This window comes from Pseudomonas sp. B14-6 (assembly GCF_013260315.1).
Classification (GTDB): Bacteria; Pseudomonadota; Gammaproteobacteria; order Pseudomonadales; family Pseudomonadaceae; genus Aquipseudomonas; species Aquipseudomonas mandelii.
The window spans coordinates 2,558,369-2,572,265 of the sequence record NZ_CP053929.1 but is presented as its reverse complement, the minus strand read 5'-3'; the positions used below and the strand labels follow the sequence as shown (position 1 = coordinate 2,572,265).

Annotated in this window: 9 protein-coding genes; 8 read left to right on the top strand and 1 reads right to left on the bottom strand. The window is 57.7% G+C overall.

The genetic code is table 11. The features are described from left to right. The 8 genes from sdhA (at position 1) to brnQ (ending at position 12,412) form a co-directional block, all read left to right on the top strand. A complete protein-coding gene (sdhA, locus tag HP062_RS11665; RefSeq protein ID WP_008032662.1) occupies positions 1 to 1,776 on the top strand; it encodes a succinate dehydrogenase flavoprotein subunit in 1,776 nt (591 codons plus the stop codon). Positions 1,777 to 1,787: 11 nt separating this feature from the next. Beyond that, complete coding sequence (locus tag HP062_RS11660) at positions 1,788 to 2,492, top strand: succinate dehydrogenase iron-sulfur subunit (protein WP_010456852.1); 705 nt, start codon at positions 1,788 to 1,790, stop codon at positions 2,490 to 2,492. A 259-nt stretch (positions 2,493 to 2,751) separates the two neighbouring features. Next, positions 2,752 to 5,583: a 2-oxoglutarate dehydrogenase E1 component gene (locus HP062_RS11655; protein ID WP_077749771.1), complete on the top strand. Its 2,832-nt coding sequence runs from the start codon at positions 2,752 to 2,754 to the stop codon at positions 5,581 to 5,583. Between the two features lie 42 nt (positions 5,584 to 5,625). Next, positions 5,626 to 6,846 carry a 2-oxoglutarate dehydrogenase complex dihydrolipoyllysine-residue succinyltransferase gene (gene odhB / locus HP062_RS11650; RefSeq protein WP_010456848.1) on the top strand — a complete coding sequence of 407 codons (1,221 nt, stop codon included), beginning with the start codon at positions 5,626 to 5,628 and terminating at the stop codon, positions 6,844 to 6,846. Positions 6,847 to 6,953: 107 nt separating this feature from the next. After that, positions 6,954 to 8,390, top strand: a complete 1,437-nt coding sequence (gene lpdA, locus HP062_RS11645) for a dihydrolipoyl dehydrogenase (protein ID WP_077749772.1) — start codon at positions 6,954 to 6,956, stop codon at positions 8,388 to 8,390. Positions 8,391 to 8,586: 196 nt separating this feature from the next. Further along, positions 8,587 to 9,753: an ADP-forming succinate--CoA ligase subunit beta gene (sucC, locus tag HP062_RS11640; protein WP_008148602.1), complete on the top strand. Its 1,167-nt coding sequence runs from the start codon at positions 8,587 to 8,589 to the stop codon at positions 9,751 to 9,753. Continuing rightward, a complete protein-coding gene (gene sucD, locus HP062_RS11635; RefSeq protein WP_008148605.1) occupies positions 9,753 to 10,634 on the top strand; it encodes a succinate--CoA ligase subunit alpha in 882 nt (293 codons plus the stop codon). Before sucC ends, sucD begins: the two co-directional genes overlap by 1 nt. 464 nt (positions 10,635 to 11,098) lie before the next feature. Then, complete coding sequence (gene brnQ / locus HP062_RS11630; protein ID WP_010456842.1) at positions 11,099 to 12,412, top strand: branched-chain amino acid transport system II carrier protein; 1,314 nt, start codon at positions 11,099 to 11,101, stop codon at positions 12,410 to 12,412. A gap of 90 nt (positions 12,413 to 12,502) precedes the next feature. Here the strand turns inward: brnQ and HP062_RS11625 are convergent, their stop codons facing one another. Further along, positions 12,503 to 13,774 (bottom strand): hypothetical protein, encoded by a 1,272-nt coding sequence (locus HP062_RS11625; RefSeq protein WP_172791435.1) that lies wholly within the window; start codon positions 13,772 to 13,774, stop codon positions 12,503 to 12,505. Positions 13,775 to 13,897: the final 123 nt, after the last annotated feature.

Here is a 13,897-nt window from a genome sequence, read left to right as displayed (position 1 = left end):
ATGTCTACTACAGTTAATACGCTTTCGTTCGACGCCATCATCATTGGCGGCGGCGGTGCTGGCATGCGCGCTGCGCTGCAACTGGCACAAGGTGGTCACAAGACTGCCGTAGTTACCAAGGTTTTCCCGACTCGTTCGCACACTGTATCCGCCCAGGGTGGCATCACCTGCGCCATCGCCTCGGCAGATCCGAACGATGACTGGCGCTGGCACATGTACGATACCGTCAAGGGTTCCGACTACATCGGTGACCAGGACGCTATCGAATACATGTGTTCCGTAGGCCCGGAAGCCGTTTTCGAACTCGAGCACATGGGTTTGCCGTTCTCCCGTACCGAACAGGGCCGCATTTATCAGCGTCCGTTCGGCGGTCAGTCGAAAGACTTCGGTAAAGGTGGCCAGGCTGCACGTACATGCGCCGCTGCCGACCGTACCGGTCACGCACTGCTGCACACCCTGTACCAGGCCAACCTCAAGGCTGGCACCGTATTCCTCAACGAATACTACGGTGTGGATCTGGTGAAGAACGAAGACGGTGCCTTTGTCGGCATGATCGTCATCTGCATCGAAACCGGCGAAACTTCCTACGTACGCGCTAACGCCACCGTATTGGCGACTGGCGGTGCAGGTCGTATCTACTCGTCCACCACCAATGCCCTGATCAACACCGGTGACGGCGTCGGCATGGCTCTGCGTGCTGGCGTGCCGGTACAAGACATTGAGATGTGGCAGTTCCACCCGACCGGCATCGCCGGCGCCGGTGTGTTGGTGACTGAAGGTTGCCGCGGTGAAGGCGGTTACCTGATCAACAAGCACGGCGAGCGTTTCATGGAGCGTTATGCTCCGAACGCCAAAGACCTTGCAGGTCGTGACGTTGTTGCCCGTTCGATGGTTAAAGAAATCATCGCCGGCAACGGTTGCGGTCCGGATGGCGACCACGTAATGCTGAAACTCGATCACCTCGGTGAAGAAGTTCTGCACAGTCGTCTGCCAGGTATCATGGAACTGTCCAAGACTTTCGCCCACGTCGATCCAGCCGTGGCGCCGATTCCGGTCGTTCCAACCTGCCACTATATGATGGGCGGCGTTGCCACCAACATTCATGGCCAGGCAATCACCCAGGACGCCGACGGCGTCGACCAGATCATTCCTGGTTTGTTCGCAGTGGGCGAAGTGGCCTGCGTATCGGTTCACGGTGCCAACCGTCTGGGTGGCAACTCGCTGCTCGACCTGGTGGTATTCGGCCGTGCGGCCGGTCTGTTCCTGGAGCAGACCCTGAAGGAAGGCGTTGATTACGCCCGTCCTCGCCAGTCCGACATCGACGCAGCCCTGGCTCGTCTCGATGGCCTGAACTCGCGTACAGAAGGCGAAGACGTCGCCACTCTGCGTAAAGAACTGCAAAGCTGCATGCAGAACTACTTCGGTGTATTCCGTACCGGTGAATACATGCAGAAGGGTATCGCCCAGCTGGCTGATCTGCGTGGCCGTATCGCCAACGTCAAGATCAACGACAAGAGCCAGGCGTTCAACACCGCTCGAATCGAAGCCCTGGAACTGCAAAACCTGCTGGAAGTGGCCGAAGCCACCGCCATCGCTGCAGAGATCCGCAAAGAGTCCCGCGGCGCTCACGCCCGTGAAGACTATGAAGATCGCGACGACGAAAACTGGCTGTGCCACACCCTGTACTTCCCGGGTGACAAGCGCGTGACCAAGCGTGCCGTGAACTTCTCGCCGAAAACTGTTCCGACTTTTGAACCTAAGATTCGGACTTATTAAGGGTGGCCGCCATGTTGCAAGTCAGTGTTTATCGCTACAACCCTGATCAGGACGCTGCGCCGTTCATGCAGGAATTCCAGGTCGACACCGGTGGTAAAGACCTGATGGTGCTGGACGTGCTGGCCCTGATCAAAGAGCAGGACGAAGGTTTCTCCTATCGTCGCTCTTGCCGTGAAGGTGTTTGCGGTTCCGACGGCATGAACATCAACGGCAAAAACGGCCTGGCCTGCGTCACGCCGCTGTCTTCTGTCGTAAAAGGTAACAAGCTGATTGTTCGTCCGCTGCCAGGTTTGCCGGTTATCCGTGACCTGGTCGTCGATATGAGCATCTTCTACAAGCAATACGAGAAGGTTAAGCCATACCTGCAGAACGACACGCCGGCTCCGGCCATCGAACGTCTGCAGACCCCGGAAGAGCGTGAAAAGCTCGACGGTCTGTACGAGTGCATCCTGTGCGCTTGCTGCTCGACCTCTTGCCCGTCCTTCTGGTGGAACCCGGACAAGTTCCTGGGCCCGGCTGCACTGCTGCAAGCGTACCGCTTCCTGGCAGACAGCCGCGACACCAAGACTGCCGAGCGTCTGGCTTCGCTGGATGACCCGTTCAGCGTATTCCGCTGCCGCGGGATCATGAACTGCGTCAACGTCTGTCCGAAAGGCCTGAACCCGACTAAGGCCATCGGTCACGTGCGTAACATGCTGCTGCAAAGCGGCGTGTGATTCAGCTGTAACTGCAAGACCGCTGTACCCGTAGATGCTACGGCGCAGGCTTCAACCGGCGCCGTAGTTTTAACCTGGGCAGCAGCTTACAAGGCTGCGGCTCTTATTTTGAAGAAATGAGACAAGCAGGGGCATCCGGGCTGGTACCCGGACTATCAGCGTGATCCTAAGTGGCTTGTTTTGGTCGCTGCATTCGGACTTCTGCAAGTTTGCTCGGTGTCGACGCCGGTGGTGTTCCCCTAACCGAGGGTGACCAAGCATGCAAGAAAGCGTGATGCAGCGCATGTGGAACAGCGCCTACCTTTCAGGTGGAAACGCTGCCTATGTGGAAGAGCTTTATGAGCTCTACCTGCACGACCCTAACGCTGTGCCAGAAGAGTGGCGCACCTACTTTCAGAAGCTGCCTATTGACGGCAGCTCTGCCACCGATGTTTCGCACTCCACAATTCGCGATCATTTCGTCTTGCTGGCAAAGAACCAGCGCCGCGCCCAACCGGTTTCCGCCGGCAGCGTGAGCAGTGAGCACGAGAAGAAGCAAGTTGAAGTGCTGCGATTGATCCAGGCCTACCGTATGCGTGGCCACCAGGCAGCCCAGCTTGACCCGCTGGGGCTGTGGCAGCGTCCTGCACCTGCAGACCTGTCGATCAATCATTACGGCTTGACCAATGCCGATCTTGATACGACCTTCCGTGCCGGCGACCTGTTCATCGGCAAAGAGGAGGCGAGCCTACGCGAAATTCACGAAGCGTTGCAGCAGACATATTGCCGCACCATCGGCGCTGAATTTACGCATATCACCGATTCCGAGCAGCGCCAGTGGTTCCAGCAGCGTCTGGAAAGCGTGCGTGGTCGTCCGACGTACTCCGCCGACATCAAGAGCCACCTGCTCGAGCGCGTCACCGCCGGCGAAGGCCTGGAAAAATACCTGGGCACCAAATACCCGGGTACCAAGCGTTTCGGCCTGGAAGGCGGCGAGAGCCTGATTCCGATGCTCGACGAGTTGATCCAGCGTTCCGGTTCCTACGGCACCAAGGAAATCGTTATCGGCATGGCCCACCGTGGCCGTCTGAACGTGCTGGTCAACACCTTCGGCAAGAACCCGCGCGAGCTGTTCGACGAGTTCGAAGGCAAGAAGAAGGTCGAGCTGGGTTCCGGTGACGTTAAGTATCACCAGGGCTTCTCGTCCAACGTCATGACCACCGGCGGTGAAGTTCACCTGGCGATGGCCTTCAACCCGTCCCACCTGGAAATCGTATCTCCAGTGGTCGAAGGTTCGGTTCGCGCCCGTCAGGATCGTCGTAACGACCCTACCGGCGAGAAGGTTCTGCCGATCTCCATCCACGGTGACGCGGCATTCGCCGGTCAGGGCGTGGTGATGGAAACCTTCCAGATGTCGCAGACCCGCGGTTTCAAGACCGGCGGCACCGTGCACATCGTGATCAACAACCAGGTCGGTTTCACCATCAGCAACCCGCTGGACTCGCGTTCCACCGAGTACGCGACCGACGTTGCGAAAATGATCCAGGCGCCGATCCTCCATGTGAATGGTGATGATCCGGAAGCCGTATTGTTCGTGACCCAGTTGGCCATCGACTACCGCATGCAGTTCAAGCGTGACGTGGTAATCGACCTGGTCTGCTACCGTCGTCGTGGCCACAACGAGGCCGACGAGCCAAGTGGCACCCAGCCGATCATGTATCAGCAGATCACCAAGCAGCGCACCACCCGTGAGCTGTACGCCGATCGTCTGACCCAGGGCGGTGTACTCGACGCAGAGCGTGTTCAGGCGAAAGTCGACGAATACCGCAACGCGCTGGACAACGGCCTGCATGTTGTAAAAAGCCTGGTCAAAGAGCCGAACAAAGAGTTGTTCGTGGACTGGCGTCCGTATCTGGGCCACGCCTGGACCGCGCGTCACGACACGCGTTTCGATCTGAAAACCTTGCAGGAACTGTCCGCCAAGCTGCTGGAAATCCCGGAAGGCTTCGTGGTTCAGCGCCAGGTCTCGAAAATCTACGAAGACCGTCAGAAGATGCAAGCCGGCGGCCTGCCGATCAACTGGGGTTACGCCGAAACCATGGCGTACGCGACCCTGGCGTTCGAAGGTCACCCGATTCGCATGACGGGTCAGGACATCGGTCGCGGCACGTTCTCGCACCGTCACGCTGTCTTGCACAACCAGAAAGACGCGGGGACCTACGTCCCGCTGCAAAACCTCTACAAGGGCCAGCCACGTTTCGACCTGTACGATTCGTTCCTGTCCGAAGAAGCCGTGCTGGCGTTCGAATACGGTTACTCGACCACCACGCCTGAGGCGCTGGTGATCTGGGAAGCCCAGTTCGGTGACTTCGCCAACGGTGCCCAGGTGGTTATCGACCAGTTCATCACCAGTGGCGAGCACAAGTGGGGCCGTCTTTGCGGTCTGACCATGCTGCTGCCGCACGGTTATGAAGGTCAGGGGCCGGAGCACTCGTCGGCGCGTCTGGAGCGTTACCTGCAACTGTGCGCCGAGCACAACATTCAGGTAGCCGTACCGACCACTCCGGCCCAGATCTACCACTTGCTGCGTCGTCAGGTGATTCGCCCGCTGCGCAAGCCATTGATCGTTCTGACTCCGAAGTCGCTGCTGCGTCACAAACTGGCCATATCGACCCTGGAGGATCTGGCCGAAGGTTCGTTCCAGACCGTGATCCCGGAAATCGATGCCCAAGACCCGAAAAAGGTCGAGCGCATTGTTCTGTGTAGCGGCAAGGTCTACTACGACCTGCTGGAAAAACGCCGTGCCGAAGGTCGTGATGACATCGCCATCGTGCGTATCGAGCAGCTGTACCCGTTCCCTGAGGACGACTTGAATGAAGTCCTGGCTCCGTACACCAACCTCAAACATATCGTTTGGTGTCAGGAAGAGCCGATGAACCAGGGTGCCTGGTACTGCAGCCAGCACCACATGCGCCGCATCGTGGGCAATCACAACAAGGCACTCGTTCTCGAGTACGCCGGCCGTGATGCTTCTGCTGCACCTGCTTGTGGTTATGCATCGATGCACGCTGAGCAGCAGGAAAAACTGCTGCAAGACGCCTTTACTGTTTAACGCCTTCGCGCACCTGAAACCGAATTTAAGGACCCACAGATAATGGCTATCGAAATCAAAGCCCCCACTTTCCCGGAATCGGTTGCCGATGGCACCGTTGCCACCTGGCATAAAAAACCGGGCGACGCTGTAAAGCGTGACGACCTGATCGTCGACATCGAAACCGACAAGGTTGTGCTGGAAGTGTTGGCTACCGCTGACGGCGTGCTGGGCGCTATCGTCAAGAACGAAGGCGACACCGTTCTGTCCGACGAAGTGCTGGGCTCCATCGAAGCGGGCGGCGCTGCTGCCGCTCCAGCTGCTGCCGCGGCTCCGGCTGCTGCACAAGCTGCTGCGCCAGCCGCCGAAGGCGAAGACGATCCTGTTGCTGCACCGGCTGCTCGCAAGCTGGCTGAAGAAAACGGCATCAACATCGCTTCCGTTGCCGGCACTGGCAAAGGCGGTCGTGTGACCAAGGAAGACGTGGTTGCAGCCGTTGCTGCCAAGAAAGCCGCTCCGGCTGCCGCGCCTGCCAAGGCTGCTGCTCCGGCTGCCGCTGCTCCTGTGTTCGCCGCTGGCGACCGCATCGAGAAGCGCGTTCCGATGACCCGCGTTCGCGCTACCGTGGCCAAGCGCCTGGTAGAAGCCCAGTCGAACATGGCGATGCTGACCACCTTCAACGAAGTCGACATGACTGAAGTCATGGCCCTGCGTTCGAAGTACAAAGACCTGTTCGAGAAGTCCCACAACGGCGTGCGCCTGGGCTTCATGTCGTTCTTCGTCAAGGCTGCCACTGAAGCGCTGAAACGCTTCCCGGCTGTCAACGCGTCGATCGACGGTGCCGACATCGTTTACCACGGTTATGCCGACGTCGGCGTGGCTGTTTCCAGCGACCGCGGCCTGGTTGTACCGGTTCTGCGTAACGCCGAACTGATGAGCCTGGCTGAAATCGAAGGCGGCATCGCCACCTTCGGCAAGAAGGCTCGCGACGGCAAACTGTCGATGGACGAAATGACCGGCGGTACGTTCACCATCACCAACGGTGGTACTTTCGGTTCGATGATGTCGACTCCGATCGTCAACCCGCCGCAAGCGGCCATCCTGGGCATGCACAACATTCTGCAGCGTCCTATGGCGATCAACGGTCAGGTCGTGATCCGTCCGATGATGTACCTCGCTCTGTCCTACGATCACCGTCTGATCGATGGCAAAGAAGCTGTGACCTTCCTGGTTACCATCAAGAACCTGCTGGAAGACCCGGCTCGTTTGCTGCTGGATATCTAAAAAGCAGCTGCAAGCTGCAAGCTGCAAGCCTCAAGCGCAAAACATGCGAATGGGCTTCAACTTGCAGCTCGCGGCTTGAAGCTTGCTGCTAAAAGGGAACCTTTTTTATGACTCAGAAATTCGACGTGGTAGTGATTGGCGCGGGCCCTGGCGGCTACGTGGCTGCCATTAAAGCAGCGCAACTGGGCCTCTCCACTGCCTGCATCGAGAAATACACCGACAAGGAAGGCAAACTGGCCCTCGGCGGTACTTGCCTGAACGTCGGCTGCATTCCATCCAAGGCGCTGCTGGACAGCTCCTGGAAGTACAAGGAAGCCAAAGAAGGCTTCGCGATCCACGGCATCAATCACGCTGGCGTGACCATGGACGTGGCGGCAATGGTTGGCCGTAAAGCCAATATCGTCAAAGGCCTGACCTCTGGCGTTGCCACCCTGTTCAAGGCGAACGGCGTCACTTCCCTGCAAGGCCACGGCAAGCTGCTGGCTGGCAAGAAAGTCGAGCTGACCAAGCCAGACGGCACCGTTGAAATCATCGAAGCCGAGAACGTGATTCTGGCTTCGGGCTCGCGTCCGATCGACATTCCACCGGCTCCGGTTGACCAGAACGTCATCGTCGATTCGACCGGCGCGCTGGAATTCCAATCCGTTCCCAAGCGTCTGGGCGTGATCGGCGCTGGCGTCATCGGTCTGGAACTGGGTTCTGTCTGGTCGCGTCTGGGTTCGCAAGTGGTTGTCCTGGAAGCGCTGGAAAAGTTCCTGCCAGCCGCTGACGAAGCCGTTTCCAAAGAAGCCTTCAAGACCCTGACCAAACAAGGTCTGGACATCAAACTGGGCGCTCGCGTTACCGGTTCCAAAGTGAACGGCGACGAAGTCGTGGTGAACTACACCGATGCCAACGGCGAACAGAACATCACCTTCGACAAGCTGATCGTTGCCGTTGGTCGCCGTCCAGTGACCACCGAACTGTTGGCTGCCGACAGCGGTGTGAACATCGACGAGCGCGGTTTCGTATTCGTTGACGACCAGTGCGCCACCAGCGTACCGGGCGTTTACGCGATCGGTGACGTGGTTCGCGGCATGATGCTGGCGCACAAGGCGTCCGAAGAAGGCATCATGGTGGTTGAGCGCATCAAGGGCCACAAAGCCCAAATCAACTATGACCTGATCCCGTCTGTTATTTATACTCACCCGGAAATCGCGTGGGTCGGCAAGACCGAGCAGGTATTGAAGGCTGAAGGCGTTGAAGTTAACGTTGGCACCTTCCCGTTCGCAGCCAGTGGCCGTGCCATGGCAGCCAACGACACCGGCGGTTTCGTGAAAGTCATTGCTGATGCCAAGACTGACCGCGTATTGGGCGTCCACGTGATTGGCCCGAGCGCTGCAGAACTGGTTCAGCAGGGCGCGATCGGCATGGAGTTCGGCACCAGCGCTGAAGACCTGGGCATGATGGTTTTCTCCCATCCGACCCTGTCTGAAGCCTTGCACGAAGCTGCTCTGGCTGTGAATGGCGGCGCCATCCACATCGCCAACCGCAAGAAGCGTTAAGACAATAAGAAACCACGGCGGTATGGCCCGTCGTGAGCCTTGCATGCAAGACTCACCGCGGAATATCCGCTGGACGCAGTCTTGCGTAGCTGCACCGGTTGTCCGGAAAGGCTACGCAAGCAGCAGTCACAGGTGGTGCGGCACTTGAACAAGTGCAGCACCGAATGCGCAGTACCTAACGAAGACGGTAATAAGCATGAATCTTCACGAGTATCAGGGTAAGCAGCTGTTCGCTGAGTACGGCCTGCCAGTATCCCAGGGTTTCGCAGTAGACACCCCGGAAGCAGCAGCAGAAGCTTGCGACAAAATCGGCGGCACCGAGTGGGTTGTCAAAGCCCAGGTCCACGCTGGTGGTCGCGGTAAAGCGGGCGGCGTAAAGCTGGTTCGCAGCAAAGAAGACGCCAAGGCATTCGCACAGCAGTGGCTGGGCAAGCGCCTGGTGACTTACCAGACTGACGCCAATGGCCAGCCAGTCACCAAGATCCTGGTTGAATCGTGCACTGATATCGCTAAAGAGCTGTACCTGGGCGCTGTCGTTGACCGTTCGAGCCGTCGCATCGTGTTCATGGCTTCCACCGAAGGTGGCGTGGACATCGAGAAAATCGCTCACGACACTCCAGAAAAAATTCTGAAAGCCACGATCGATCCACTGGTTGGCGCCCAGCCATTCCAGGGTCGCGAGCTGGCATTCCAGCTGGGTCTGGAAGGCAAGCAAGTTGCTCAGTTCGCCAAGATCTTCGTAGGTCTGGCCAAGCTGTTCAAGGATCACGACCTGGCGCTGCTGGAAGTGAACCCGCTGGTGATCAAGGCTGACGGCGATCTGCATTGCCTCGACGCCAAGATCAACATCGACGCCAACGCCATGTACCGTCAGCCTAAGCTGAAGACTTTCCACGATCCGTCGCAAGACGATCCGCGCGAAGCGCACGCTGCCAAGTTCGAACTGAACTACGTAGCGCTGGAAGGCAACATCGGTTGCATGGTCAACGGTGCTGGCCTGGCCATGGGTACCATGGACATCGTCAACCTGCATGGCGGCAAACCAGCCAACTTCCTCGACGTGGGCGGCGGAGCTACCAAAGAACGCGTTACCGAAGCGTTCAAGATCATCCTGTCCGACACTAACGTCGCTGCAGTATTGGTCAACATCTTCGGCGGCATCGTTCGTTGCGACATGATTGCCGAAGGCATCATCGGCGCTGTGAAAGAAGTCGGCGTGAAAATCCCGGTTGTTGTTCGCCTTGAAGGCAACAACGCTGAGCTGGGCGCTAAAGTACTGGCAGAAAGCGGTTTGAACATCATCGCTGCTACCAGCCTGACCGACGCTGCTCAACAAGTCGTTAAAGCTGCGGAGGGCAAATAATGAGCGTCCTGATCAATAAAGACACCAAAGTTATCTGCCAGGGTATTACCGGTTCGCAAGGTAGTTTCCACACCCAGCAAGCCATCGAATACGGCACCAAGATGGTTGGCGGCGTAACTCCAGGCAAAGGCGGCACCGAGCACTTGGGCCTGCCAGTGTTCAACACCGTGAAAGACGCTGTAGCTGCCACTGGCGCTACCGCCAGCGTGATCTACGTTCCGGCTCCTTTCTGCAAGGATTCGATCCTGGAAGCTGCTTTCGGCGGCATCAAGCTGATCGTCTGCATCACCGAAGGCATTCCTACCCTGGACATGCTGGACGCTAAAGTTAAGTGCGACGAGCTGGGCGTAGTCCTGATCGGTCCTAACTGCCCAGGCGTGATCACTCCAGGCGAATGCAAGATCGGCATCATGCCAGGTCACATTCACTTGCCAGGCAAGGTCGGTATCGTTTCCCGTTCCGGCACCCTGACCTACGAAGCTGTGAAGCAAACTACTGACGCCGGTTTCGGTCAGTCGACTTGCGTCGGCATCGGTGGTGACCCGATCCCGGGCTCGAACTTCATCGACATCCTGAAGCTGTTCCAGGAAGACCCGAAGACCGAAGCGATCGTCATGATCGGTGAGATCGGCGGTTCGGCTGAAGAAGAAGCGGCTGCCTACATCAAGGCACACGTGACCAAGCCGGTTGTTTCCTACATCGCTGGTGTGACTGCCCCTGCGGGCAAGCGCATGGGCCATGCTGGCGCAATCATCTCTGGCGGCAAAGGCACTGCAGACGAGAAGTTTGCTGCCCTGGAAGACGCAGGCGTTAAAACCGTGCGTTCGCTGGCAGACATCGGCAAGGCATTGTCCGAGCTGACCGGTTGGGCGATCAAATAAGCCTCGCGCTTAGCTGACGCTTCACCAAACAAAGGCCACCTTCGGGTGGCCTTTGTCGTTTCTGGTGTTTAGATATTTGCAGTGCTTTTTGTGGCGAGGGCGCTTGCTCCCGCTGGGCTTCGAAGCGGCCCCAAAACAGGCCGTCGAAGGTTGTCTGGTACGCCGCATGCAATGGATTTACGACTGCTGCGCAGCCGAGCGGGAGCAAGTTCCCTCGCCACGGGGCTCTTCTTAGGTAAATTAGATATGTAAACGCGACACGGAAATGTCGCGTATCGGATAGATCGCCCCTTAACAGTGCGTTTGTCGGGCAAATTCGTTAGGCTAGCCGCCATTTTTGCGTTTGCGTCCCACAAGGAAGCGTCGCGCTAAACGGGTCAGTCCTATACGGACCGACAGCATTTCCCTCACCCCTCAGGGAAATCCCTCTCTAAATTCCGATTCAGTAGTGTGGTATTTCCTTAATGAAAGTCTTGAAAGGTCAGGACATCCTGGCACTTGGTTTTATGACGTTTGCCCTGTTTGTCGGGGCTGGCAACATCATCTTCCCGCCTATCGTCGGTTTGCAGTCCGGGCCCAATGTCTGGATGGCGGCGCTAGGCTTCTTGATCACGGCAGTCGGTTTGCCGGTGATCACCGTGGTTGCGTTGGCCAAGGTCGGTGGTGCGATGGATGCCTTGAGCAGCCCGATCGGCAAAATCGCCGGCGGCCTGCTGGCCGCTGCGTGCTACCTCGCGGTCGGCCCGCTGTTCGCCACGCCGCGTACCGCGACCGTATCGTTCGAAGTGGGTCTGGCGCCGCTGACCGGCGAGAGCCCGCTGGCGCTGTTCCTCTACAGCTCGGTGTACTTCCTGCTGGTGTTCTTCATTTCGCTCTATCCGGGCCGTTTGCTGGATACCGTAGGACGTTTCCTCGCCCCCCTGAAGATCATCGCCCTGGCCGCACTCGGCATCGCCGCATTCGCGCTGCCTGCCGGTGACATCGGCGTGGCGACGCCTGAGTATGTCGCGGCGCCGTTCTCCCAAGGGTTCATCAACGGTTACCTGACCATGGATACCCTTGGCGCGCTGGTGTTCGGCATCGTCATCGTCAACGCGATCCGCTCCCGTGGCGTCGAGTCACCAGCGCTGATCACCCGCTACGCGATCATTGCCGGGCTGATTGCCGGCGTGGGCCTGGCGCTGGTGTATGTCAGCCTGTTTCGTCTCGGTTCCGGCAGCCATGAAGTGGCGGCTGGTGCAGCCAACGGTGCCGCGGTGTTGCACGCCTATGTTCAGCACACCTTTGGTTCTTTGGGCAGCGGTTTCCTGGCGGTGCTGATCTCCCTGGCCTGTCTGGTCACGGCGGTCGGTCTGACGTGTGCATGCGCCGAATACTTCAGCCGTGTGCTGCCACTGTCCTACAAGACATTGGTCATCATCCTCGCCGTGTTCTCCCTGTTTGTGTCCAACCTGGGCCTCACCAAGCTGATTGCGTTCTCGATCCCGGTACTGACGGCGATTTACCCGCCCTGCATCGCCCTGGTCGCGCTGAGCTTCTGCAAAGACTTCTGGCATGAACAGGGCCGTATCGTTGGCCCTGTGATGTTGGTGTCGTTCATCTTCGGCATGATCGATGCGCTCAAGGGGGCGGGTCTGGCGGACTGGATGCCAGCTCAGCTGTCCCACCTGCCGCTGAGCGAGCAAGGTCTGGCGTGGCTGGTGCCGTCGGTGATGACCTTGGTGGTTGCGGTGGTTTGCGATCGTCTGCTGGGCAAGCGCGAAGAAGTGCTGGCTTAAGTTGCTTCATGGCCCGCCACAAGCGGGTCTTGAGTCTCTATAGAAATGCCCCGTATCAATCGATACGGGGCATTTTTTTATCAGCAGTTACTACTCTCTGTTGGCTAGAAACCGCGCAACAGTCGCCCTGTCAAAAAAATACCGGCAATCACCCGAAGCAATGATTTTTTGATCGGGTTGCACAACCACCGACTTCCAGAACTCGTAATCTTTTCCAAAGCGGGTATTCAGAAAGCCTTCGTCGCCGAACGTGATGTCGAGTTTTCCCGTAGCCTCATAACGGGCGATCAGCGTACTCTCCCTGCTTCTCGCGCCTGACAGGCCAACGACGACAATTCCATGTGCAGGGTCTCCGCCAATGTCAGACCATGCGTTGGCTGCGCTTGATGGCAACTCGGACACCACCGCTTTGCCACCGTTGAAAACAAGATTCGGCCAACCATTTCCATTAAACGCTGCAAGCACTCCCCGGCGGCCGTTGCCCCAAACATCGTTCGGGGTTCGGTCCAACGAGCCAGTCACGAACGTACTGCCATCTTCGCGCAGTAACAGGCCTGAAAATACTGTATCGGCTTCGTCGATGCGGATTTTCGTGATGCCGCTCGTCCCAAAGGAATTGTCTGGAGTTCCATCAGCTTTGAAGCGGGCGACGATACCTTCGTTCTGAGGGCTAAAGCCTACGGAGCTGGATCCGACGACAGTAATGGCGCCATCAGCGGACGCGCCGACTGCATGGATGACGAAATCGACATTGATGCTGCCGCTTCCGTTAAATGACAGATCAAGTTTGCCGTCTGGGTCGTATCGAAAGATGCTCATCCAACCCGCCATTATGATCTCGCCATTTGGACCGATTGCAGTGTTGGAGGTTGGTTGAGTCATTGAAAGATGGGGTCTGGTTGAAACGGCCAGGTTACTCCAGTGGGTTGGGTAGGGATTCAGTACCAGACCTTCATCGCCAAACGTGTAATCAGGTTTGCCGTTTTCGAGAAAACGCGCGAAAGCAAGATACTCAATATCGTCGCGGTGTGTACCAATGACCAGGATCTTCCCATCTTTGTAAAGTTGGGCGCCGTGTAGAGAGGCCCGAGATCCAACCTTAAACCCGCCCTTGAGTATTCCGTCATCCGCAAAATCAGGATCCCGGCTGCCATCTTCCAGCAGTTGTACAAGCTGGAAGTCTTGATGACCTTCCCAGTAGACGCCGCCTGCCAGAAGTAACTTCTCGTCGGGTCTTCTGGAAACAATTTGCAGTGGGTCACTTCCTGCAGAAAATTGATAGGCTACGCCAGCCTGCCCAAAAGACGGATCAAGCCATTGTTCATCAGGAGCCGCGGCTGATTTTTTTTGGGGGCTGAGCATAGGAATTCTCCAGGTGCCGATTGATAAAGTTCAAGAGGCTACAAGCGATACCTTGGAGGCTAACCGGTAAAAATAAGACTGAATCGCTGTCAAATATGACAGCTATTGATGATGTTCAATCGA